The 25,208-nt window shown below is 43.8% G+C and carries 26 protein-coding genes; all 26 read left to right on the forward strand.

Annotation, left to right across the window (positions count from 1 at the left end):
- The first annotated feature begins 6 nt into the window (after positions 1–6).
- Positions 7–1,473, forward strand: coding sequence for a transglutaminase domain-containing protein (locus tag D6855_RS01490; protein ID WP_120737320.1), 1,467 nt, complete (start codon positions 7–9; stop codon positions 1,471–1,473).
- 60 nt (positions 1,474–1,533) lie between these two features.
- Positions 1,534–1,887 carry an Asp23/Gls24 family envelope stress response protein gene (locus D6855_RS01495; protein WP_120737322.1) on the forward strand — a complete coding sequence of 118 codons (354 nt, stop codon included), beginning with the start codon at positions 1,534–1,536 and terminating at the stop codon, positions 1,885–1,887.
- A gap of 13 nt (positions 1,888–1,900) precedes the next feature.
- Positions 1,901–2,311: a transcription antitermination factor NusB gene (gene nusB / locus D6855_RS01500; RefSeq protein WP_120737324.1), complete on the forward strand. Its 411-nt coding sequence runs from the start codon at positions 1,901–1,903 to the stop codon at positions 2,309–2,311.
- A complete protein-coding gene (locus tag D6855_RS01505) occupies positions 2,312–3,256 on the forward strand; it encodes a polyprenyl synthetase family protein (RefSeq protein WP_120737326.1) in 945 nt (314 codons plus the stop codon).
- Between the two features lie 21 nt (positions 3,257–3,277).
- On the forward strand, positions 3,278–5,128 hold the full coding sequence (gene dxs / locus D6855_RS01510; protein WP_120737328.1) for a 1-deoxy-D-xylulose-5-phosphate synthase: 1,851 nt from the start codon (positions 3,278–3,280) through the stop codon (positions 5,126–5,128).
- A gap of 4 nt (positions 5,129–5,132) precedes the next feature.
- Positions 5,133–6,032, forward strand: coding sequence for a TlyA family RNA methyltransferase (locus D6855_RS01515; protein WP_120737330.1), 900 nt, complete (start codon positions 5,133–5,135; stop codon positions 6,030–6,032).
- A 14-nt stretch (positions 6,033–6,046) separates the two neighbouring features.
- Positions 6,047–6,892 carry an NAD(+)/NADH kinase gene (locus tag D6855_RS01520; RefSeq protein ID WP_120737333.1) on the forward strand — a complete coding sequence of 282 codons (846 nt, stop codon included), beginning with the start codon at positions 6,047–6,049 and terminating at the stop codon, positions 6,890–6,892.
- A 24-nt stretch (positions 6,893–6,916) separates the two neighbouring features.
- Complete coding sequence (gene argR / locus D6855_RS01525) at positions 6,917–7,372, forward strand: arginine repressor (protein WP_120737334.1); 456 nt, start codon at positions 6,917–6,919, stop codon at positions 7,370–7,372.
- Between the two features lie 46 nt (positions 7,373–7,418).
- On the forward strand, positions 7,419–9,107 hold the full coding sequence (gene recN, locus D6855_RS01530) for a DNA repair protein RecN (protein ID WP_120737336.1): 1,689 nt from the start codon (positions 7,419–7,421) through the stop codon (positions 9,105–9,107).
- 3 nt (positions 9,108–9,110) lie between these two features.
- Positions 9,111–9,770, forward strand: a complete 660-nt coding sequence (locus tag D6855_RS01535) for a DUF1836 domain-containing protein (protein ID WP_120737338.1) — start codon at positions 9,111–9,113, stop codon at positions 9,768–9,770.
- 5 nt (positions 9,771–9,775) lie between these two features.
- Positions 9,776–12,241: an ATP-dependent helicase gene (locus tag D6855_RS01540; protein ID WP_120737340.1), complete on the forward strand. Its 2,466-nt coding sequence runs from the start codon at positions 9,776–9,778 to the stop codon at positions 12,239–12,241.
- Between the two features lie 48 nt (positions 12,242–12,289).
- Positions 12,290–12,553, forward strand: coding sequence for a DUF4366 domain-containing protein (locus D6855_RS01545; RefSeq protein ID WP_120737342.1), 264 nt, complete (start codon positions 12,290–12,292; stop codon positions 12,551–12,553).
- Positions 12,554–12,561: 8 nt separating this feature from the next.
- Positions 12,562–13,980, forward strand: a complete 1,419-nt coding sequence (gene rlmD / locus D6855_RS01550) for a 23S rRNA (uracil(1939)-C(5))-methyltransferase RlmD (RefSeq protein WP_120737344.1) — start codon at positions 12,562–12,564, stop codon at positions 13,978–13,980.
- Between the two features lie 430 nt (positions 13,981–14,410).
- The gene (locus D6855_RS01555; RefSeq protein WP_103868727.1) at positions 14,411–15,184 is read left to right on the forward strand and encodes an ElyC/SanA/YdcF family protein; all 774 of its coding nucleotides are present in this window, start codon (positions 14,411–14,413) and stop codon (positions 15,182–15,184) included.
- Between the two features lie 164 nt (positions 15,185–15,348).
- On the forward strand, positions 15,349–15,843 hold the full coding sequence (locus D6855_RS01560) for an RNA polymerase sigma factor (RefSeq protein WP_120737346.1): 495 nt from the start codon (positions 15,349–15,351) through the stop codon (positions 15,841–15,843).
- 15 nt (positions 15,844–15,858) lie between these two features.
- The gene (locus tag D6855_RS01565) at positions 15,859–16,650 is read left to right on the forward strand and encodes a hypothetical protein (protein WP_120737348.1); all 792 of its coding nucleotides are present in this window, start codon (positions 15,859–15,861) and stop codon (positions 16,648–16,650) included.
- 242 nt (positions 16,651–16,892) lie between these two features.
- Positions 16,893–17,489: a helix-turn-helix domain-containing protein gene (locus D6855_RS01570; RefSeq protein ID WP_243111756.1), complete on the forward strand. Its 597-nt coding sequence runs from the start codon at positions 16,893–16,895 to the stop codon at positions 17,487–17,489.
- A 221-nt stretch (positions 17,490–17,710) separates the two neighbouring features.
- Positions 17,711–18,112, forward strand: a complete 402-nt coding sequence (locus D6855_RS01575; protein ID WP_120737352.1) for a GNAT family N-acetyltransferase — start codon at positions 17,711–17,713, stop codon at positions 18,110–18,112.
- Positions 18,113–18,385: 273 nt separating this feature from the next.
- The gene (locus tag D6855_RS01580) at positions 18,386–19,144 is read left to right on the forward strand and encodes a class I SAM-dependent methyltransferase (protein ID WP_120737353.1); all 759 of its coding nucleotides are present in this window, start codon (positions 18,386–18,388) and stop codon (positions 19,142–19,144) included.
- Between the two features lie 71 nt (positions 19,145–19,215).
- Positions 19,216–19,797, forward strand: a complete 582-nt coding sequence (locus D6855_RS01585; protein ID WP_120737355.1) for a flavin reductase family protein — start codon at positions 19,216–19,218, stop codon at positions 19,795–19,797.
- Positions 19,798–20,338: 541 nt separating this feature from the next.
- Positions 20,339–20,818: a MarR family winged helix-turn-helix transcriptional regulator gene (locus D6855_RS01590; RefSeq protein ID WP_120737357.1), complete on the forward strand. Its 480-nt coding sequence runs from the start codon at positions 20,339–20,341 to the stop codon at positions 20,816–20,818.
- Positions 20,815–21,366 (forward strand): flavodoxin domain-containing protein, encoded by a 552-nt coding sequence (locus D6855_RS01595; protein WP_120737359.1) that lies wholly within the window; start codon positions 20,815–20,817, stop codon positions 21,364–21,366. The genes D6855_RS01590 and D6855_RS01595 overlap by 4 nt, the downstream gene beginning before the upstream one ends.
- Entirely contained in the window at positions 21,350–21,742 is a 393-nt protein-coding gene (locus D6855_RS01600; RefSeq protein WP_120737361.1) for an FMN-binding protein, read from the forward strand. The genes D6855_RS01595 and D6855_RS01600 overlap by 17 nt, the downstream gene beginning before the upstream one ends.
- A gap of 107 nt (positions 21,743–21,849) precedes the next feature.
- On the forward strand, positions 21,850–22,140 hold the full coding sequence (locus D6855_RS01605; RefSeq protein WP_120737363.1) for a hypothetical protein: 291 nt from the start codon (positions 21,850–21,852) through the stop codon (positions 22,138–22,140).
- A 100-nt stretch (positions 22,141–22,240) separates the two neighbouring features.
- Complete coding sequence (locus D6855_RS01610) at positions 22,241–24,184, forward strand: NAD(+) synthase (RefSeq protein WP_120737365.1); 1,944 nt, start codon at positions 22,241–22,243, stop codon at positions 24,182–24,184.
- 260 nt (positions 24,185–24,444) lie between these two features.
- On the forward strand, positions 24,445–25,167 hold the full coding sequence (locus D6855_RS01615; protein ID WP_199712392.1) for an amino acid ABC transporter ATP-binding protein: 723 nt from the start codon (positions 24,445–24,447) through the stop codon (positions 25,165–25,167).
- Positions 25,168–25,208 lie beyond the last annotated feature (41 nt).

Consider the following 25,208-nt stretch of genomic DNA (forward strand, 5'->3'; position numbering starts at 1 on the left):
TGGCTTTTGAAAAAGAAATGGCCACTAAATAAAAGTGAGATCGCGTTCCTTCTGGCAGCTGCGATTCTTTCAGCGACGCTAAGTGGTTGTCAGTATGAGAGCTTTGACGACTATCTTCGCGCTCTTGGCATGAAAGATCCTGTTGAGTATGAAGAAGCTGTTATAGATGAGTCTGTTTCTGAAATTACTCTTGAGGAAACATCTGAAGAACCAGCTGTTGAGTATGTGGACATTTCAGAGTACACGGATGTTCCTGCTGAGATAGGCGTTGACAGGATCTCTGACAACGGCGTTCCAAGCGGACATAATGAATATCCGGATGGAGCTCCTGTTAAAGCGGATTCAGACTATGCGAGCTTCTACAAGAGCTATGACGATGCTCCTGAGGAGATAACCAAAAAGAGAGAAGAAGTTGGTCTTACTGACAGCGGTATTGAGAAGCTTAAAAAGCAGCAGGAAGGCCTTTATGCCTACGACAGACTTACTGATGCAGGCAAGACCCTCTATGTTGAGATGCTTGCCATCATGGAGCATCTTGCTACTGATGTCAGCGTATCAACAACCAGTGATGAGGCCATAGAGCTTGTTTTTGAGCATGTATCTATGGATCACCCGGAGCTCTTTTACGTTGGTGGCTATCAGTATACTGATTATCGCAAGGGCGAGGAGACTTCAAGAATAGCCTTCTCTGGAACATATCTCTACGATGAGGCAGAAGTTAAGAGCCGTCAGACCCAGATCAACGAGGCAGTCAATAAGTGCCTTGCAGGGGCTCCAGCGACTCCTGATGAGTATTACAAGGTCAAGTACGTTTACGAATATATCATCAAGAACACAGAGTATGACAAGGATGCTCCTGACAACCAGAATCTGTGCTCTGTATTTATAGGTGGCAGAAGCGTATGTAATGGTTATGCCAAGGCTACACAGTACCTTCTTAACAAGATGGGCGTAAAGTGTACCTTTGTCACCGGAATGGTAACCACCAAGAGCGGACAGCAGTTCAGACACGCATGGAATTTGGTTTTGTGTAACGGTGTTCATTACTATCTGGATGTGACATGGGGCGATGCTTCCTACCAGACAGCTTCCGGAGAGAGCGCAGATCCATCACTTCTTCCAGAAGTTAACTATGATTATCTCAACGTTACAACTGAGGAGATATTAAGGCAGCACACCTTGTCAGACATCATATCATTTCCTGTGTGCAGCGGCATGGCAGACAATTACTATGTCAGAGAGGGCGAATACTTCACAGCAGCTGAGCCTGCCCTTATTCAGGACCTCTTTAACAGGAAATATGAAGAGGGAGCCAAGTGCGTGACGTTTAAGTGCGCTTCAGATGCAGTGTACGACGCGATCTTCGACCACCTCTTTACCCAGAGCCATGTATTTGACTATATGCAGGGGTATCATTCTACCGTAACCTACACTGCTTTTGAGAAGACAAGGACCATAATGATCTGGCTCTGAGCAAGAAGCGGGGATTTATGGTATACTAGAATAGATAATTTTTTAGCGAGGTACGAACTAATGGGAAAAGAGATTGCAGAGGTTGGATCAGTTAAGATCGCTGATGATGTAGTTGCTAGAATAGCAGCTCTTGCAGCCCTTGAAGTTGATGGTGTATCAGCTATGGCTGGTAACTATACAAGCGATGTCCTTGAGAAGGTTAGCCGCAAGAATTTATCAAAGGGCGCCAAGGTTATCGTTGGCCAGAACGAGGTGAAGGTTGACCTTTCACTTATGATGGCTTATGGATTTAACATTCCAGCAACATGCCAGCAGGCTCAGACAAGAGTTAAGGCTTCTGTTGAGAACATGACAGGCCTTGAAGTTACTGATGTTAATATCAGGATTGCTGGTATCACAATGCCTAAGGCTTAAAAAGGAAAAAGAAATGAATAGATCAGAACTTAGAGAGCAGGTTTTCAAGCTGCTCTTTCGTGTTGAATTTAATTCAATGGAAGAAATGTCTGAGCAGGAGGAGCTGTTTGCTGTAACAGAAGATACTGAGATCAGCAGCGCAGATGCCGACTACATCAGAGATAAATATGAGAAGATTGCAGAAAAGCTTCCGGAGATTGACGAAGCCATAAACAAGGAGACCACAGGCTGGAGCACCAGCAGGATCGCCAAGGTTGACCTGGCTATCATCAGACTTGCTCTTTACGAGATCAAATATGATGAGTCAGTTCCTACAGGAGTTGCGATCAATGAGGCAGTTGAGCTTGCCAAGAAGTTTGGACAGGATGGCTCAGCTTCCTTTGTTAATGGCGTTCTTGCCAAGTTTGCAAAGGATACAGAGTAAATGGGAACAAACGGCTTTGAAGATGAGCTTTTGAATAGAGCTTCCTATGTAGAGGATGTCCTTAAGGAGTATCTTCCAAAAGAGGAAGGATATGCAAGGACTGTCATAGAAGCTATGAACTACAGTCTCCTGGCTGGAGGTAAGCGCCTCCGCCCTGTAATGATGATGGAGGCTTATAAGCTCTTTGCAGGCGATGATGCTGACATGTCAGTGGTACATCCCTTCATGGCAGCTATGGAGATGATCCATACCTATTCTCTTGTACACGACGACCTTCCAGCTATGGATAACGACGAGTACAGAAGAGGCAGGAAGACCACACACGTGGTTTACGGCCCTGGTATGGCAACACTTGCAGGAGACGGACTTTTAAACCTTGCTTTTGAGACAGCAATTTCAGGTGCTGCAAGGGGCAAGGCTCTTAGTGCTTACGATGGGGAGCAGAGCAGCAGATATCTTGAAGCTCTTTCTATCCTTAGCACCAAGGCAGGAATTTACGGAATGGTAGGTGGCCAGTGCGCAGACATTGTGGCTGAGGATACCACCTATAGCGATATTGAAGAGGCTAAGAGCGTTCTCCACTACATTGATGAGAACAAGACGGGAGCCCTCATAGAGAGCAGCCTTATGATAGGCGCAGTTCTGGGAGGAGCTTCTTTTAGCCATGTACAAAAGATTGAGAGAGCAGGAAGCAATGTTGGTATTGCTTTCCAGATCCAGGATGACATTCTGGACATAGAGGGGGATGAGACAGAGCTTGGCAAGCCCATAGGCTCTGACATCAAAAACGGTAAGAGCACCTACGTCAGCATCTATGGTATGGACGCTGCGAAGGCCAGGGTAAAAGAGCTGTCGGATGAAGCGCAGGACATCTTAAAAGAGCTGGGCTTTGAAGAGAGCTTCCTTGGAAATCTATTCTCGTATTTGATCTACAGAAAGAAATAACAACTTTTTGGCGGTGATAAAATGCTTCTAGATCAGATAAATGAAACAGGTGATATAAAGAAAATACCCCAGTCCCAGTATCCGGAGCTTGCTAAAGAGATCAGAGAATTTCTTATTAACAAGATATCCGTAACAGGTGGTCACCTCGCATCCAATCTTGGTGCTGTTGAGCTGACCATGGCTCTTCATGCAGTTTTGGACCTTCCTAAGGATAAGATCATCTGGGATGTAGGTCATCAGTCATATACCCACAAGCTCCTTACAGGCAGAAAAGAGGGCTTTGATACCCTGCGCCAGTACGGTGGCATGAGCGGGTTCCCAAAAAGAGGTGAGTCTGACAGCGACTCTTTTGACACAGGTCACAGCTCAACCTCTATTTCTGCAGGCCTTGGAATGGTCAAGGCAAGAGACCTTAAGGGAGAAGATTACGCAGTAGTATCAGTTATTGGCGACGGCTCTCTTACAGGTGGTCTGGCTTATGAGGCTATGAACAACCTCAGCAAGCTCGAGACCAACTATATCATTATCTTAAACGACAACGAGATGTCCATTTCCGAATCAGTTGGTGGAATGGGCAAATATCTTGATAGCGTACGTACAGCGCAAGGTTACCTTAACCTCAAAGAGGATGTGTACGCACAGCTTCGCAGCAACACCAGAGTTGTAGATTCCATCAGAAGAGCCAAGAACAGTTTCAAGCAGCTCTTTGTTCCAGGAATGGTATTTGAAAACCTTGGGATCACTTACCTTGGTCCTGTAGATGGCCACGACACAGCAGGTCTTATCAGAGCCATCAAGGAAGCAAGGAAGGTCAAAAAAGCTGTCATGGTCCATGTAGTTACCAAGAAGGGTAAGGGCTATGAACCAGCTGAGAGACATCCTGCAAGATTCCACGGCACGGAGCCATTTATCGTAGAGAACGGAATCCCAAGAAATCCAAGAACAACTGCCAACTACCAGGATATCTTTTCCACAGTTATGTGCAAGCTTGGTGCCAGGGATGACAAGGTTGTGGCTATTACCGCAGCCATGGCCGATGGAACAGGACTTAAGAGATTCAGAAATATTTATCCGGATAGATTTGTAGATGCAGGAATCGCAGAGGAGCACGCAGTTACCTTTGCTGCAGGTCTTGCAACCGGTGGCTATAAGCCGGTGTTTGCAGTATATTCCTCATTCCTTCAAAGGGCCTATGACCAAATCTTGGAGGACGTATGTCTTCAGAATCTCCCTGTTGTGTTTGCAATAGACAGGGCAGGACTTGTTGGAAGTGACGGCGAGACCCACCAGGGAATCTTTGATCTGTCCTATTTAGGATCAATGCCAAATATGCATATCATGGCCCCCAAGAACAAGTGGGAGCTCTCAGATATGCTTAAGTTTGCAGTGAACTTTGATGGCCCTACAGCAGTAAGGTACCCAAGGGGCAACGCTTACGACGGCCTTAAGGAGTTCAGGGCACCAATAGAGATGGGCAAGTGCGAGCCTATCTATGAGGAAAAGGACATCTGCCTTCTTGCAGTGGGATGCATGGTCAAGATAGGTGAAGAGGTTCGCAGGATCCTCAAGGATAAGGGCATTAACTGCTCACTTGTAAACGCAAGATTTGTTAAGCCTATTGATACCGAGTATATCCACAGGGCAGCAGGCTCTCACAAGCTCTTTGTCACCATGGAAGAGAACGTGGCCTGCGGCGGATATGGCGAGAAGGTAAGGGCCTACGTAGATGAAAACAGACTGGACTGCAGCGTCCTTAGCATTGCCATCCCGGATCAGTTCGTGACCCACGGCAGTGTAGATAAGCTTAGAAAAGAGCTTGGAATCGACGCAGAGTCCATCGCAGATAGAATTTTGAAGGAAGTACACAGGTAAGTTTATGGCAAAGGAAAAAGAGAGACTGGACGTCCTTATAGTATCAAGAGGACTTGCACCATCTCGTGAAAAAGCCAAAGCCCTTATCATGGCGGGAGACGTCTTTGTAAACGGCCAGAGGGAAGATAAGCCAGGAACCACCTTTGAGGAAGAAAAGATAACTTCTCTTGAGGTAAAGGGCGCAACAATCCCCTATGTGAGCCGCGGCGGACTTAAGCTTGAAAAGGCTGTTAAGAACTTCGGTTTTAGCCTTGAGGGCAAGGTATGTATGGATATAGGCGCATCAACAGGCGGGTTTACAGACTGCATGCTTCAGAACGGAGCAGTTAAGGTTTACTCAGTTGATGTGGGACACGGACAGCTTGACTGGAAGCTCAGGAGCGATGAGAGAGTTGTCTGCATGGAAAAGACCAACTTCAGATATATGGTCAGGGACGATATAGAGGATGACCTGGATTTTGCATCCTGCGATGTCTCTTTTATCTCACTTACTAAGATCTTACTGCCGGCAAGAAGGCTTCTTAAGGATGGCGGAGAAATGGTGTGCCTTATTAAGCCTCAGTTTGAAGCAGGAAGAGATAAGGTTGGCAAAAAGGGCGTTGTTAGAGACCCGGCAGTCCACAGCGAAGTAGTCCACAGGATCTACGACTATATGGGCATTGCGGGATTTGAGGTTCTTCACCTTGAGTATTCACCTATCAAGGGACCTGAGGGAAACATTGAGTATCTTATCCACATCAGGAAGGACCCTTTAAGGAATGAAGAAGTTGCTTCTCTTACCGAGGCAGATGGCGAGAAGCTTTTAAAGGAGATATGCGAAGCTAAGAGTGGCATATCATTTGACGCTGATAACAACAGACTTATAGAAGAGACTGTTTCAAAAGCTCATGGCGAGCTTACTTAAAGGAAATAAGGCCCATGGAAAAGTTTTGTATTGTTACCAACAAGATTAAGGACGGGAACCTGCAGCTTACCACTCATATCAAGGAGTACCTTGAAGCAAAAGGTAAGACCTGTATCATCGCTCAGGAAAAAAATGAGGACGATCCGGTATTTGTAGCAAGAAAGAACCTCAGCGTGATTCCTGAGGACACTGACCTTGTTATAGTACTTGGAGGCGATGGAACTGTTCTGCAGGCAGCCAGGAGCATGGCCTACATGGACATGCCACTTATCGGCGTCAATCTTGGTACCATGGGATACCTCACAGAGGTTGCAGTAAGCGATGTTGATAACGCTCTGGACAGAATCCTTGCTGGAGATTATGAGATCGAAGAGAGGATGATGCTAAGGGGAAGTCTTGACGGGAAAAAGGACTACTCACTTAACGACGTTATCATTTCCAAGTATCAGGGCATCGCTGCTATCGGCTACAACTTATATATCAACGATAAGTTCCTGTGCAGCTACTATGCTGACGGCCTTGTTATTTCAACACCGACAGGCTCCACAGGTTACAATATGTCTGCTGGAGGTCCGATCATAGAGCCTTTGGCCAACATGCTTCTTGTTACACCTATCTGTCCACACTCACTTAATTCAAGGAGTCTTTTGTTCTCGCCGGACAACAGGATAGAGGTGGAACTACTTAAGGGCAGGAACGGATTTGATCAGCAGGCGATAGTATCTTTTGACGGAAGCGGAACGCTAATTATGAATACTGGTGACAAGATCGAGGTCAAGAAGTCCAAGAAGACCACAAAGATCCTTCGGCTTAACCAGGTAAGCTTCCTTGAAAAGATCAGTAAGAAATTTGAAAAATAAACTAACGAAAAGAGGGGAATCATCTTGAAAAAGAACAGACATGACAAAATTATTGAAATCATCAATAATCATGTGGTTGAGACACAGGAGCAGCTTGCATCACTCTTAAAGGACGCAGGCTATGACGTAACACAGGCCACAGTGTCAAGGGACATCAGACAGATGAAGCTGACCAAGCAGGTAACCCCCGATGGAAGACAGAAGTATGTCTATACCACCGCAGATCCTGAGGTCATGCATGACAAGTACGTCAACGTACTTAAGGCAGGCTTTGTCAGCATGGATCTTGCACAGAACATCCTTGTTATAAGGACTGTTTCAGGAATGGCTATGGCTCTTGCCGCAGCTATTGATGCTCTTGATATAGAGCAGGTTGTTGGCTGTATTGCCGGCGACGACACAATTTTTGTAGCTATTAAGGACTGCGATCAGGCCAAGGAAGTAATGAAAGCATTCTATGACATGCTTGGCATGCACTGATAGTTTTGGATGGGGTTCTCATTTTTAGAAAGATGAGAGAGGTAATATGTTATATAGCTTACACGTTAAGAATCTTGCTCTTATTAAAGAGCAGGAGATTGAGTTTTCTAAAGGGCTCAATATTCTGACGGGAGAAACTGGCGCAGGTAAATCTGTTGTCATTGGCTCCGTCAATCTGGCCCTGGGAGGGAAAGCTGATCCATCACTTATTCGTACTGGGGAAGAGTACGCACTGGTTGAGCTTGTTTTTGGGGTGGACAGCGAAGAGAAAAAGAAGCTTTTACAGGAAATGGATATTCCTGTAGAGGATGATGGCACCCTTGTCCTGCAGCGCAAGATCATGCAGGGCAGGAGCATTTCCAAGGTTTCTGGTGAAACTGTCACAGCAGGGCAGCTAAGGGACATCTCCAATATTCTCATAAACATTCATGGTCAGAATGATCACCAGGAACTACTTCACAAGAAAAAACACATGGAAATCCTGGATGACTACTGCGCAGATGAACTCAGTGGTCCTTTTTGTGAGCTCAAAACTGTCTATGACAGGATGAGAGATCTGGAAAAAGAGCTGTCGGAGGTTCACATTGATGAGAATGCAAGGCTAAGAGAACAGGAGCTCCTTGAGTTTGAAGTAGGCGAGATCACAGACGCTGAACTTGTGGCAGGTGAGGATGAAGAGCTTGAGAGTTCATACCGCAGGATGACCAACAGCCGCAAGATATCTGAGGCTGTGGGAAATGCCTCTATGCTTACAGGCGGCGGAGATGAAGAGACTGCCATCGACATGATAGGACGTGCTGTAAGAGAGATGAGCTCTGTATCGTCCTATGACAAAGAGATAGAGGGACTTCTTGAACAGCTTAGCGATGTGGAGAATCTCCTTGCTGATTTTAACCATGCAGTATCAGGCTATCTTGATGACCTTGAGTTTGACGACGAGAAGTTTAAGACAGTAGAGGACAGGCTCAATATCATCAATCACCTTAAGGATAAATATGGCCAGAGTATCGAGCTCATATTAGAGGAGCTTGAGAAAAAGCAGGAAAGACTAGATGTTTTAACTGATCTTGATGCTCACAGAGAAAAGCTTCAAAAGGAGCTTGATGAGAGCAGGTCGAAAGCTCTTTTGCTGTGTAAAAAAGTATCTGACATCAGGAAGAAGGGCGCAGGGGAGCTTGCAGGTAAGCTTAAGAGCGCGCTTATTGACCTTAACTTCCTTGATGTGCAGTTTGAGATCGATGTAAGAAGTGACGAGGACAAGATCTCTGCTCGCGGGTATGACGATGTGGAATTCATGATATCCACTAACCCTGGCGAAGCAATCCGTCCTCTTGATCAGATAGCAAGCGGCGGTGAGCTTTCAAGGATCATGCTTGCCCTTAAGACTGTGGTCGCTGACAGAGACGACATCAGCACCCTTATATTCGACGAGATCGATGCAGGTATAAGCGGTAAGACTGCATGGAAGGTTTCTGAGAAGCTTGGAGCTCTTTCAAGAGACCACCAGATCATCTGCATCACTCACCTTCCACAGATCGCAGCAATGGCTGATTCTCACTTCATGATCGAGAAGGGACTTGAGGATGGCAGGACTGTGACTAACATCTACGGGCTTGAAGGTGATAGCAGCATTAACGAGCTTGCAAGACTTCTTGGCGGCGATGAGATCACAGACGCAGCTATAAAGAACGCAAAAGAGATGCACCAGATGGCAGAAGATGCCAAAAGAGGTTAAGAAATGACAATCGACAATGACGATCTTTTAAACAGCATAATTGCGTCCCTTGGAAGGATCGATACCATCTCCCTTGATGAGATCCCAAATATTGACCTGTACATGGACCAGCTCACATCCTTTATGGACGAGAGGCTCAAAAAGACCACAAGGCATCCTGAGACCGACAAGATACTCACCAAGACCATGATCAACAATTATGCCAAGAATGATCTTCTTCCGCCTCCGGTGAAAAAGAAGTACAGCAAGGATCATATCATCCTTCTGATCTTCATTTATTACTTTAAGACCGTTCTGTCGATCAACGATATCCAGACGCTCTTGGAGCCATTGAAAAAGAGATTTCAGCTCTCCGATGATGAGTTCAATTTAGGCAGTATCTACGACACCTGCTTTGAACTTCAGAAGGAAGCCCTGGATCCAGCTATTGAGGATCTTAAAAAGAAATACGAGAGATCCCTTAGCACCTTTGAGGACGACGATCTTTCAGAGGATGAAAAGAAAAAGATGCAGATGTTTTCTTTTATCATCCAGATGCTGTTCGACGTCTACGTTAAGAAGCTCCTTATCGAGAAGATACTTGATAACATAGTTCTTGATGAGGAAAAAGAGAAGGCTAAGACAAAGCAAAAGCCTGACAAAAAGAACAAGACCAAGGAATAATTTATATGGGAATTTACGATACACTTAATATGCAACAAAAAGAGGCGGTCCTTCAGGTTGAAGGGCCGGTTCTTATACTAGCGGGTGCGGGATCTGGTAAGACAAGGGTTCTGACTCACAGGGTTGCATATCTTATTGATGAATACAATGTTAACCCCTGGAACATTCTTGCCATAACCTTTACCAACAAAGCAGCAGGCGAGATGAGGGAGAGGGTAGATAAGATAGTTGGATTTGGCGCAGAGAGCATCTGGGTTTCAACCTTCCACTCAAGCTGCACTAGGATCCTTAGAAGATACGCTGACAAGATCGGATACAACACTAACTTTACGATATATGATGCGGATGATTCGAAAGCTCTTTTGAAGGACATCTGTAAGAGATACCAGCTGGAGACATCACAGCTTAAGCTCAGGCAGATTCAGGGTGCGATCTCCAAGTGCAAGGACAACCTTGTAGACCCTTATGAGTATGCGTCGGCAGCAGGTAACGACTATCTAAAGAGCAGGATCTCCAAGGCTTACACTGAGTACCAGAGCGCCCTTAAAAAGAACAACGCTTTTGACTTTGACGATCTTATCATGAAGACCGTTGAGCTGTTTAAGAAGAATAACGATGTGCTTGAATACTATCAGGAGAGATTTAAGTACATCATGGTGGATGAGTATCAGGACACCAACAATGCCCAGTTTGAGCTTATAAGGCTCCTGGCTGACAGATACAGGAACCTCTGCGTTGTAGGTGATGACGACCAGAGTATCTATAGATTCAGAGGCGCCAACATCAGAAATATTCTGGACTTTGAGAAGGTATATCCAGAGGCCAAGGTTATTAAACTTGAGCAGAACTACAGATCCACACAGCAGATCCTTGATGCTGCCAATGCAGTTATTTCCAATAACTACGGCCGTAAGGACAAGGCTCTTTGGACTGACCAGAAGGACGGGGAGAAGGTGCACCTTAGGCAGTTTGAGACTGCTCCTGAAGAGGCAGAGTTCATCGCTTCTGAGATCGGTAAGCTTAAGAGAAATGGTAAGCTCTCTTACGACGAGACAGCAGTTCTCTACAGGACCAACGCTCAGTCAAGACTTCTGGAGGAGCGCTTTGTCTACGAGGGAATTCCTTATGATATCGTAGGCGGAACTAACTTCTATTCCCGCAGAGAGATAAAGGATTTGTTAGCTTATTTGAAGACCATCGATTCTGGACTTGATGACATCTCCGTTAAGAGGATCATCAATGTGCCAAAGAGAGGCATTGGAGCTACAACAATTGAGAACGTTCAGACCTATGCCAATGAGAGGCAGATAAGCTTCTTTGAGGCTCTTTCTGAGGCAGATCAGATCGTAACTGTATCAAGAAGTACCACCAAGCTCCTTGACTTTGTAACAATGATAAGGGCCTTCAGGACCAAGATGGCAGACATGTCTCTTGAGGAGCTCCTTGAAGATATCATCGATGTTACAGGATATATGAACTATCTTAAGACCCTGGACGATGATGATGACAGCGGCGATAACGACAGAGCAGCCAATGTGGATGAGCTTATATCCAAGGTGGCAGCTTACGAAGAAAACGAAGAGATCGAGCAGCCAACTCTTACAGGTTTCCTTGAGGAAGTAGCGCTGGTTGCTGATATAGACAGGATCGGAGATGACAATGAGAAGGTCCTTCTCATGACTCTCCACAGCGCCAAGGGACTGGAGTTTGAGAACGTTTATCTTGCAGGAATGGAGGAGAACGTATTCCCAAGCTACATGACTATCCAGATGGAGGACGCTGATCCTGAGGGCATTGAAGAAGAGAGAAGACTTGCTTATGTTGGAATCACAAGAGCCAAGAAGAACCTTACTCTTACTGCCGCAAAGCGCAGGATGATAAGGGGCGAGACCCAGTACAACCGCCTTAGCAGGTTTGTGAATGAGATCCCGAATTCTCTTCTGGATAAGGAAAAGCCAATGTCTGCGGCTTCCTTCCTGTATGATGACGGGGAATCCCTTGATGACTACGAGGGCGTTGAGGACACATACGGAAGTAGGTCTTCATTTGATGACGGCGATAGCTCTTTTGACGAAGGGTACTCTGGAATCAAGCCAGCATATGCCAAGGGCCTTGGTAAGAAGGCAGGGACTAGCGCTGGTTCTGGCAGTTCGCTGTCAAGCACCTACAAGCTAAAGGCTAAGCCTGTTCCTAAAAAGCCCGTCCAGAGGGCAATTCCTGACAAGCCATACATCGCAGGAGTTGGAGCAACACACGCCAAGGGCTCTCTTGCAGGTCTTTCAAAGGGAATGCCACTTAAGATGGAGACTCCTGAGTACGTAGTGGGAGATAAGGTAAGCCACGTGAAGTACGGCGTGGGGCAGGTTACTTCCCTGGAGAAGGGGCCTAAGGACTATAAGGTTACAGTACAGTTTGATGAGTGCGGCCAGAAGATTATGTATGCGGCTTTTGCCAAGCTCAAAAAACTTTAATGTGGTATACTTGATATATCAAGAAAATTTATTATGGAGGGGTTACAAATGGAAGTAAAATCAAGAATTGAAGACTTAATCGAAATGTCACGTTTGGGCGAGCTCCTGGATAGAAAAGAGGCTGAAACCAAGAAGCCTTCCACAGTGATCCTTTGGGTGCTGGCTGTGATCGGTGCTATCTCAGCAGTTGCTTTTATCGCATTCATGGTTTATCGCTATATGACTCCTGCATTTGAGGATGATTATTACGATGATGACTTTGACGATTTCGAAGATGATTTCGAGGACGAGGACTTCATCAAGGAAAGCTGAGAATTTTTGTGAAGAAAAAAGATGTTGTTCAGGGAATTGTAAAGAAAGTTGAATTCCCAAATAAAGGAATAGTTGAAACTACTGAAGGAAGGGTCGTCGTAAAGGGCGTCCTTCCTGATCAGAGAGTCTCTGTTCAGATTCAGAAGGTCAGAAATGGCAGAGCGGAGGGAAGACTTCTTGAGGTTGTTGAGGAAGCCAAGAACTCTGTTGAGAGCCCCTGCATCCACTTTGGTAAGTGCGGCGGATGCAGTTACCTTACCATGCCTTATGTCAAGGAACTTGGACTTAAGGAACAGCAGGTCAAGACACTTCTTAAGCCTGCATTGGACAGACAGACTAACAAGTTTACCTGGGAGGGTATCAAGACCAGCCCGGTTAAGTTTGCGTATAGAAATAAAATGGAATTCACCTTCGGAGACGAGGTGATGGGTGGCCCCCTTTGTCTTGGTATGCACAAAAGGGGCAGTTTTTATGACATCGTGACAGTAAGTGGCTGCAGGATCGTGGACGACGACTACAAGAAAATCCTGTCTGCTACTTTGGATTATTTCTCACCTATGTATGACAGGGGAGAAGTATCTTTCTACCACAGGATGAAACAGGTTGGGTACCTGCGGCACCTTCTTGTAAGGAAGGCAGTAAGGACTGGAGATATCCTTATCGATCTTGTTACTACTACTCAGGAAGAGCACGACCTTACACCATTTAAGGACACGCTCCTTGGCCTTGACCTTACTGGCAGGATTTCAGGAATCCTTCATACTAAGAACGATTCCCTTGCTGATGCGGTTATTGACGAGGGTACAGAGATCCTCTACGGCCAGGACTTTTTCTATGAGTACCTTCTTGGCCTTAAGTTCAGAATCACACCATTCTCATTCTTCCAGACCAACAGCCTTAGTGCGGAGGTTCTCTATCAGACTGTCCGCGGCTATATCAGAAGTTTGTACGATCAGAAGGCCATCTCCAAGGATGGCATCATATACGACCTGTATTCCGGAACCGGCACTATCGCCCAGCTCCTTGCACCTGTTGCCAACAAGGTAATTGGTGTTGAGATTGTTGAGGAAGCTGTAGAGGCTGCCAAGACCAATGCCCAGCTCAACAACCTGGACAACTGCGAATTCATCACAGGAGACGTGCTTAAGGTTCTCGACGAGATCGAAGACAAGCCAGATCTCATCATCCTTGATCCTCCTCGCGACGGCATCAACCCCAAAGCCCTCCAGAAGATCATAGGATACGGCGTTAAGTACATGATCTACGTATCATGCAAGCCCACATCCCTCGCACGCGACCTCGAGATGCTCCAGGAAAGCGGATACGTCATGACCAGAGGCGTCGCAGTGGACCAGTTCCCCTGGACGAGTCATGTTGAGACAGTAGTCCTGCTTACTAGGACCGAAGGGACGACGGAAGCAGGCTAACGCCGTCCATGCGATAGCTGTCTGCGACTGGCGAGCACGAAGTGCGATGACAGAGCAGAAACAGCGAACCGCTGAGACTGTAGTTTTGCTGACAAAGGTTGAACACAGTTGAATATAAAACGTAAGTGGCTTAACGGTGCGCTTTGTGGCTAACGTTAAAAAAGTGTTAGCAAGTCAAAACGGACCGTTATTTTTATGCTTTTTTGAAAGTGTAGGGAAATTGGACCACGTTAGAGTCGAGACGTCGGCCCTACTGGATTTAAAAAGTGAATACAATTTCACGATGGGGGTAAACAATTTCACAAAATATGATTCATTTCCGTGCAGTTACTCTCATGTCTTTATAAAGGATATATAATGTCTGACGGATAAGGCTCTGTTATAATATTTATCTACGAACCGTTTCTGCTCAACAAAAAAAGGAGAACTGATGAATACAGCTGAGAACATAAATATAATAGGCGCCTTCTGTGGGGTGCGCGATGTCGAGGAACTTACAGAGGAGGCACTTTACAGAAAATACAATATCCATCAGGCTGATGTGATGGCGCTGTTTGGAGGTACCATCCTGTGCGGTGGTGATGTAATGGCTGAGGCGATGAGGGAGAATGTCGCTAAGACATATATAATCGTTGGAGGCTTTGGACATACCACTTCTACCCTGCAGGAAACAATGAAAGCTCTTTTTCCGGATGTTGATGCATACAATATGCAGGAAGCGGAATTATTCAATATCTATCTGAATAGAAAATTCGGACTTAGCGCAGATTATCTTGAAACTGCGTCAACCAACTGTGGTAATAATATCACTAATCTGCTGGAGCTTCTCGAAAAAAACAATATACCATGCAAGAGCATTATTCTTTCGCAGGATGCGACCATGCAGCGGAGGATGTCTGCCGTGATGAGAAAGTACAGACCGGAGCTTCAGATCATCAATTACGCAACCTACCGGGCGGAGGTGGTCCGGAAAAATGGAGATATTTCTTTTTCATCGGACATAAAAGGCATGTGGGATATGGATCGGTATATCAGCCTTATCATGGGAGAGATTCCGAGGCTTATGGATGATGAAAAAGGTTATGGCCCCAGAGGAAAGGGATATATTGCACATGAGGACATCCCGCCCGATGTACGAAAGGCCTTTGACGAGCTTCTTGAGCAATACGAGGTACGTAAAGCAAATCCGGAATTTTCATCGTAGATAGTATTCCTTATCGGATATCTATGAGCAGCCTTCAGAATGAAATTTTCTGGAGGCTTTTTTGTGAGAGTAAAAAAATAAAGAATTATGTGTTAGGTTTCAGTAACCTGAATTGTATTATATATAGAAGGCCTTCTAAAAGATATCAGAAAGTGAGCAGACGCATGGAGGAGAAAGAAGCAAGACGATTGGTGGAGAGCTATACTGACATGTTCATGCGCATCGGTACCAATTATCTTAAGAGTACGGCAGATGCGGAGGACATATGCCAGGCGGTTTTGGTGAAATACATTACATCAGATCCACAGTTTGATAGTCTTGAGCATGAAAAAGCATGGGTTGTCAGAACCGCTATAAATATGTGTAAGAATGAACTAAAGAGTGCATTTTTCAGGAAGACTACAGCGTTGGAGGAAGCAGATGATGTTAAAGATATTACCCCGCCTGATCTTGGAATCACGGAAGAAGTAATGAAGCTACCCAGGAACTATCGTATCAGTATTTATCTTTTTTACTATGAAGGATATTCGGCAAAAGAGATAGCGGAGCTTCTGGGGAAAAGAGAATCCGCCATAAATATGTATCTTTCCCGAGGTCGAAAGAAACTCAAGCTTTCTATCATGAATGATCTTGGAATGGTGAAACGGGTTAACGGTTAGGCAAGGAGAATAGGCATGAGTGAATATAGAAATAAAGAGTATATTGAATCTATGAGCCTTATCAAACTTTCTGATGAAAAAAAAGAAAAGATGATTTCGGACTTAACTAGGATAAGTCCAATCAGAAAGGAAGGCACAATGAAAAAGAGAATGGGAGTAAGGAAAACGGCAATAATTGTTGCAGCATGCATAATGGTATTTGGAGTTACAGCTGCAGCTGCAGGAGTAGCAACAGGTATTGTTAGCTGGAACAGAATTGATACCAGAACCAGTAATTTTGAGGATTTGCCTAAAATTGAGGAAAAAGCTGGGGTGGATATCACAGCTATTGAATCCTTTAGCAATGGATACACCTTTGAATTTATGGAGGTGGAAGAAGCAAAAACACAGGATGCGGAGGGAAATGACCTAAGACATTTTAAAGGCATTGACTTAAACTATATAAAGGAAGGTTGCCCAGATATCTATATTGATATGGAGCCTGCTGAAATGTATAGTGGTTCTTATGATAGTGACACGGCTGCTAAGGAAATTGATGGCGTTACAGTGCACTATAACTATGATGAGTATTTACACCTTCCAGATGGTGAAAGACCTACAGAAGAGGAACTTCAGAGAGCAGAAACGGATAAACATTTCTATATTAGCGATGGTGGAAGTGATCCTCGATATACCTCTTATGTTAGTGCAGCGTCCTTTGAGTTAGATGGTATAATCTACTGGATTTTGGGTGTTGACCTTGATATGACAGCAGATGAGCTTTTTGATATGGCAGAAGAAATCATCAGTTACCATTCACAGTTTTAGGTATTATAAGAAGCTTATCTTGTAAGCGCTTATTTTGGAATGTTTCTCCTTTATAGTGTATAATCTGATTCTGTAATAATTTGAGGTCAGGAATATGGCAGAATTAGACAATAATGTCTGACAAAAGGGATATCACAACTGCACCAGACACTTGTGTCTAATCAGTAAAATATGGCATTTCTCGCTTTGTGTCGTGTTTGAAGGATTGAATTTTGGATATGCTGACTGTGAAAGGAGGACAGATGATGGATCAGATAAAGGTGGGGGCATTCCTAAAAACACTCAGGAAAGAAAAAAATCTGACTCAGGAACAATTGGCAGAACAGCTAAATGTGTCAGGAAGAACAGTATCACGTTGGGAAACCGGAAACAATATGCCAGATATCAGTCTGTTGGTGGAAATCGCAGATTTTTATGATATTAGCATTCCGGAGCTTATTGACGGAGAAAGGAAAAGCGAGAAAATGAATGAAGAAATAAAAGAAGTTGCCGATAAGATGGCAGATTATGCAGGCGAAGAAAAAGCATCAATTATCAAGAATATCAGAAATAACAGCCTCTTTGGGGTTGGAGCAATAGTAATGCTACTGATACTAGAACTATTTGCACCTGATGGCTTCAGTAAGGCTACAGATTTGATCCGTTTGTACTGCAAGACTCTAGTTTATGTTTCTACAGTGATGGTTTTCTTTATTTCTACAGGCCTTTTATACAAATTCAAAAAACAGAAAAGAGAATCAGATTTGCCAAAGCCTGTGCAGTATAGCATCATGGCAGTTGTTGCTTTCGCAGCAGCAGCGGCAATTAAGTTCCTACTTAAAATTATTTTTGGATTATAATAAGAGCCCATTTTACTATGTGTTACTGGTAAAATGGGTTTATTTTATCTCATAGGAAAGTGTGAATGGTAACAATCATCAACGCAAGATAAAGTACATAGATAATGATATACTATAACAGTGCATGGCTTGTGGGAGTTATGCACTGTTACAGCTTGTTCGACAGAAAAGATAGTGGTTTTGTTGGGAGAAGGGGAAAGGGATGATATATAGGAGGCAAAATGATTGAGTATAAACAAACAAAGGAATTTACATCGGAGGAACTTGAAAGACTTTTTCTTTCGGTTAACTGGGAATCTGGTAGATATCCTGAAAAACTCGTCAGCGCAATGCGTAATTCTACGAAGGTAATATCTGCATGGGATGGCGATAAGTTAGTCGGGCTAATTAGAGCTTTGGATGATGGTAATACTGTAGCATTTCTACATTATCTTTTGGTAGATCCAGAGTATCAAGGCTACCATATTGGAGACAATTTAATGAAACAGATTATGAGTTTTTATGATGATCTTTTATATGTAAAAGTTATCCCCTCTGATATAAAAACAATTCCGTTTTATGAGCGATATGGTTTTAAACAATATGACAATTACTCAGCAATGGTAAAAAAGAATCATTTTTAAAATCAAATTCAAGTTTGCAAAGCAAGCCTATATCCCCTGTACAAGAGATAGAGGCTATTTTTTTAATCAGTTAATCTGTCAGGATACATAATTGCAAGCTCACCACGAACCTTAAAACTGGATGTAAGATTAAATTTTTATATAAATGAGTAAGAATTGGAGTTTGGCGAGTTGAGCCCATCTTCTTAACCTTACGGTCAAGAAGCATCCCTCGCTCTAAAGAGCTCGGTCAATTCTGGTTTGTTGAGATAAACGAAAAGAGGAGACAACTAAATGGGGAAATTATATGAATGTGCTGAAATATATGATCTAATAGAAAGTGAACAGCGTTCAGAATTTGTAAAGAATGATTGGAAGGAGTTCTTTGGAGATATCGAGATTCATACCTTACTTGATGTCAGTATTGGTTCAGGTGGCTTGACTCTTCCATTGCGGGATCTGGGGATAAAAATTTATGGGTCAGATCTCAGCGAAACTATGCTGGAAAGATGTAAGCAGAAAGCCTCAGATAAAGGTTTTGAAATTGAATTAAAATGCAGTGATTTCAGAGATTTATCATGCTGGGATGGGATGAAATTTGACTGTGTTGCGAGCACTGGAAATTCTTTAGGGTATGTAGAAAACTCTGACATAGTCATAGCACTGGAACAGATGGATGCGTTGGTAAAAAAGGGCGGATATATATGTATCGATTCGCGAAACTGGGAAAAGATACAGAAAGAAACCCAACGTTTCTATTTTTATAATCCTTTTTTCAAAGACGGAAACAGAATAAATCTGACACAAGTTTGGGATCATAATTCGGATGGTTCAATTACCTTCAACTTGCTTTATTCCTTTGAAAAAGATGGAAAAATCTTCCAGAGAGAAGTATTTGAAGAGCATTATAATCCATTTCCATATGAACTTATTGAAAAGCAACTAAGAAAAATGGGCTATGGTCCTATAAGGCTTCGATCATTGCCATGCTGTAATCCAGAGCCTGATTTTGAAAAGATTGAATGGTATCACCTAATTGCACGGAAGCAATAATGGAACATAGTAAGAATGTAGGGTGTGTTTAGATTATCTTTAAAAATATAGTGCCACGGGGGTAATTAAGAATGGAAAAATGTAAGAGAAAATCGGTTGATCCAGTATATTCGATGTGCGTTCAGCCTTCTTTCATTATTGGAACGAACAATGAAGACGGATCTTACAATTTTGCACCGATTACTTGGGTTAGTGCCACGCAAGGAGAAGATGAAGGGTATTTCCTTGTTATAAGCATGTTTGGAACAAAAATGACAAAGCTGAATGTAATCAGAACGGGCGTGTTCAGCGCCAATCTTGTAAGCAAAGACATGCTTTCACTTATGGACTATTTTGGCTCAAAGCATGCGAAAGACGGAAAAAAGGATGATATTTCCTATGGTGTCAGTCGAGGAGAAGTTCTTGATGTACCCACACTGGACGCGAGCAGGTGGGTATATGAGTGTGAAGTCGTAAGAAGCGTAGAAACGGGCGATTCAACCACTTTCTTTTGCCGTATTCGAAATATTCAGATGGATGAGAGACTTTCTCCGAAAGATATATTCGATATTGATTTATCAGTGCTTGATCCGGTTATATATTCGGGTAAGTATCACAGCATTGATAAAGTGCTCGGAAGTATCGGTGATTTCTGTAAATCTGATAGAACATAATATCGGAATTTAATGGAGCCTTCGTAAATGACCAGGTATAGTATATTGAAGAAACGGAACTTTATGGTGGTTTCAAAACTGGGTTCATTTTAGTGGCTATCGTTAAAAAGTAAAACTTGCTCAAAGCCAGTATTTATCATGCTTTCGAGCTGTTTTTGCCATGTCGAGACAGTAGTCCTGCTTACTAGGACCGAAGGGACGACGGAAGCAGGCTAACGCTGTCCATGCGATAGCTGTCTGCGACTGGCGAGCACGAAGTGCGATGACAGAGCAGAAACAGCGAACCGCTGAGACGGTATGTTTATTATCCAAACTCAGAAGTGCTACGCAGCATATAGAAATAGAAATTACCACAGAGGAACTTAGGAAGCACTTAAGCATTTTAAGATGATATAGTAGCAGATTTATTTTCCAGAATAATGTACGTTTAAGCTTCGGTGAAAGTGCCGGAGCTTTTTCTTTGAAATAGTGTTGACAAAAAGTATGTAACATATTACATTATTTTATATAGGTAATATGTTACATACTTAAGGAGGCTCACATGAATTACGATGAAGCGATGAATATCAAAAAGGTAACGTTTGGAGATATGCCTCCACAGCCTTTTTTACTTGGACTACTTAGCGCATTTGATAACAGATATCAGGCTGCGGCCGATGCATATTTCAAGGAAATTACCTGGAAACAGTTTTTTGCCATAATCTGTATTAACCTGTGCAAGGAGCCTCCGACACTGAATGAACTGTCAGATATAATGGGCAGTTCACATCAAAATGTAAAGCAGATACTGATGAAGCTTGAGAAAAAGGGCTTTGTGATGGCTGCTCCTGATGAGAAAGACAAGCGAAAGCAGCGCATCTTTGTTACGGAAAAATGCAGGACTTTTTTGGAACAGAATGACAATAACGGTCAACAGAGCCAGTACGTAATCGGCCGTATTTTTGACGGAATCGATGAAAAGAGCTTGCAAACCACCATACGAACTATCATGAAAATGGAAAGGAATTTAAGCGAACTATGAAAACACTGATAATATACACATCACAGACCGGATTTACCAAAAGATATGCCGAGTGGCTTGCGGAGAAAATGAGCGGAGATCTGCTTAATCTCAAAGATGCTCAGAAAAAGAACATGGATTTCTTTGAGAACTACGATGCAATCTGCTACGGAGGTTGGGCAATGGCAGGAAGTCTTGTGAAGGCAAAGTGGTTCCTTGAAAAGGCTACTAACTGGAAGAATAAGCGCCTAGCTGTGTTTTGTGTAGGTGGCAGCCCTAACGATAACCCGGATGTAGATATCTTTCTTCAGAATGTAATTACAGAAGAGCAGAGGAAATACATAAAGGTATTCTACTGCCAGGGCGGGTTTAACTATGAAAAGATGAAGATGCCATCTCGTATTGCTATGAAGATGTTTGTGTCAGCCTTAAAAAACAAGAAGGATGTCACTGAGAAAGAGAAGGTAATGGCTGAGAAGATGGCTTCATCCTATGACATCTCTGATATCAAATACATAGAGCCTATCGTTATGTATCTTGGAGGAAAAGACAATGAAAAAGCTGTTTAAGACATTTCTTATGATAGTAATCATATTTGCATTGGTAATCATCTTTACATTTGCAGTGGTTAGTATTCGGATGACAGGACAGGTAAAGGGTTTTGACAAAACAAATATTGATCTTTCACAGGTTGCCGATGGCGTATATACCGGCCATAGTGAAACGGATCTTGTCAAAGTGGAAGTCCGAGTAACTGTAGCGGAAGGGATGATCAGAGATATTGAAATTCTTAAGCATGAGTGTGGCAAGGGGCGGCCTGCTAATGAGATTGTCAATGATATGATAGAGAAGAATGATATCGAAGTTGATGCGGTTTCCGGTGCAACCATGTCAAGCGAAGTAATCAAAGCCGCGGTCAGGGATGCGTTAAGATCAGATCATTAATCTTTCCAGTAAAGCCGATTATAAGGAGAAAGAGAGATTTATGCCAGGTAGGAGTCTCTTTTTTGTTTATTACAATATAATCAGGATTCCGTGATAGGAGAAACAACATGAAAAAAAGAGTATTAGAAAAGAGCTGGGGCGGACGCGGCGAGCATGGCTTCAGGTACTTTGACTATGAGCGCAAGGGCAAGAACCTTATCATCTACATAACGGTTAAGGACTACGATGACTGGGGAGGTAAGTCTGTCCTGCAGGCTGATAAAGTCAAGCACATGGCCTTCCCCATAGATGGCAGGAAGATCACCAGGGAGTTTGTCTATGAGTGTATCCTTACCGCGGGAAAAGAGCTAAAGGAGGAATATCTTTTACCGGAATCCCCAGATGAACTAAAAATATAAAAAGCTCCAACAGAAAAGAAAGTGCTATAATAAACATCAGTGGCAAAGGCGCCAGATATATGGACGCCTTTGCCTTTTTTATTTCTAGGAGGAAGAAATTATGAAAAACCGCATTATACAGGTAGCTGCGGTAGTACCCAAAATAAAAGTTGGAGATGTGAATTACAACGCAGAGCAGATCATAGCTGCAACCAGAGATCAACGTGACGCAGGACTCATCGTTTTCCCTGAACTATCCATAACAGGCTATACCTGCGCTGACCTCTTCTTAAGTGATCTCCTGCTTGAGAGTGCAGTAAAAGCGCTAACACGCATAGCAAATGAAACCAAAGATAACAACAACACAGCCGTAGTCGGCGTCCCAATCTGTTACGATAACAATATTTACAACTGCGCTGCAGTTCTCTCGCAGGGCCGAGTTGCAGCCCTCATCCCCAAAACCTATATTCCAAATTACTCAGAATTCTACGAGGGTAGGTGGTTTGCTTCGGGCAGGAATATCAAAAACAAAACCATCATTCTTAAAGGCAACGAGATTCCCTTTGGTGTAGACATCATCGCAGAGGACCCCGTTACCGAAGCCCTCCTCGGCGTTGAGATCTGTGAGGATCTGTGGATCCCAGATAAGCCAAGTGCCCACGCCGTGATGGCGGGAGCAAACATCATTGCCAATCTCTCAGCCTCAGATGAGCTCATTGGCAAGCAGGAGTATAGAAGGCAGCTTGTTTCACAGCAGAGCGGCGGATGTTATTGCGGCTATATCTATGTGTCCTCAGGAACTGGGGAGAGCAGCACGGATATGGTCTTTTCAGGCCATGCCCTTATAGCCCAGAGCGGAAGCATATTAAGTGAGTCAATATTCCCGGATTACCCTCACGTATCAACAGCCTTCATTGACATCGCAAAACTCATGCATGACAGAAGGAGACAGAACACCTTCGAAAACGCAGACAGCGAAACATACAGGAAAGTGAACATCTCCATTCCGCCAATAGGCAAAAGAGATCCTGACATAGCAGAACTATCAAACATCCTAAAAACCTATGCCTACCCGGTGGACAGAAATCCCTTTGTCCCATCAGACGACAGCACCAGAAATGAGAGGTGCAAGAGAATCCTGCAGATCCAGGCAAACGGCCTTTCCACAAGAGTTAAGGCAACTGGCATCAGAAACCTTGTTATTGGTATATCCGGAGGACTTGATTCCACCCTTGCTCTTATCGTGTGCCACGAGGCAAAAAAGATTATTCCGGATATCAAGATAATTGCCTACACCATGCCAAATACAGGTAATACATCAGAACTGACCTATAATAACGCCCACCATCTCATGAAGCTCATAGCTGATGAGATCCATGAGGTTCCAATCGGTGAGGGAGTTAAGCACCACTTAACCCAGCTTGACCATTCAGAAGAATACCAGGGCGAAGGTGATGTGACCTACGAGAATGCCCAGGCCAGGATGAGAACCTACATTCTCATGGATGCTGCCAATATGAAAAATGGCCTTGTGGTAGGAACTGGAGACCTCTCAGAGCTTGCCCTTGGCTGGTGCACCTACAACGGAGACCACATGTCCATGTACGCAGTAAATGCCTCAGTACCCAAAACTCTCGTTAAGTTCATTTGCAGCAGCTACGCCCATATGTGTGGAAACGAGGAACTTAAGAATGCCCTTATCTCAATCTGCAACACGCCAATTACGCCTGAGCTTACGCCAAACAGCAACGGCCAGATAGCTCAGATGACTGAGGAGAAGATAGGCAAGTACGACCTCAATGACTTCATGCTTTTCTACACATTGAGGTATGGCTTTGAACCCTCACGAACTGTGGCACTTATGCTAAAAGCCTACCCAGAACTCACTTACGACGCAGCAATAGAAGCTGCAAGAAACTTCTTCAAACGCTTCTTTACCCAGCAGTTTAAGCGTAGCTGCCTGCCAGATGGCCCAAAGGTCGGATCAGTTTCTTTATCCCCAAGAGGAGACTGGCGCATGCCAAGTGATGCCTCAGTGGCCCTATGGCTTGAGGATCTTCAGTGAAAATTTAGCAAAAATATTTATAGAATCTGTCAAAGGCTCATAAATCTTTGTAAAAAAATGACAATTGCCAGACTATTACCTTGTCCGTATACTTGTATACAAACAAAGGCGTTTTGATTCACTTAGTGTTTCAGAGCGCCTTTTCTCTTTTTCATTACTTTTTCATTTCTATAACTCTACAAGATGCAATGAAACAAGGGCGTTTCGGTTTGATACCGGAGCGCCCTTCGTTGCGTCGAAGAAAGGTAAACACCATGGCAATGATAAAACTGGAAAATGTGAATAAGTACTTTGGTGACCTTCACGTTCTTAAGGATGTGAACTTGGAGGTTGAAGAGGGAGAAAAGCTGGTCATTATCGGACCGTCCGGTTCTGGAAAATCCACTACAGTTCGCTGCATGAACTTTTTGGAAACACCAAGCAGTGGGCATGTATATATCGATGGCACAGAGCTTACCCCAAAGAATAAGACCAAAGTGGTAAGGGACCTTACATCAATGGTATTCCAGCAGTTTAACCTTTACCCGCATATGACAGTTCTTAAGAACCTTACACTTGCTCCCATGAAGCTTCATCACAAATCCAAGAAGGAAGCTGAAGAGCTGGCTTATCATTACCTTGACATAGTTGGGCTAAGGGACAAAGCAGATGTTTATCCCACAACTCTTTCAGGTGGACAGCAGCAGAGAATAGCAATTGCCAGGGCTTTATGTACACAGAGCAAGATCATTTTATTCGATGAGCCCACATCAGCTCTTGATCCTGAGACCATTCAGGAAGTACTGGATGTAATGATCAAACTTGCAAAAGAAAATATCACCATGGTTGTAGTAACCCATGAGATGGGATTTGCCAGAGAGGTAGCAGACAGGATCGTCTTCATGGCAGATGGCCAGATAATTGAATCCGGAACGCCGGAGCACTTTTTTACAAATCCTGAGAGTGACAGAGTCAAACAGTTTCTTGGGAAGATCATCAGATAGACGTCACGTACAAACATGGATTTGTACTGGCTATAGATTAT

It is taken from the genome of Butyrivibrio sp. CB08, from assembly GCF_003625485.1.
Classification (GTDB): domain Bacteria; phylum Bacillota; class Clostridia; order Lachnospirales; family Lachnospiraceae; genus Butyrivibrio.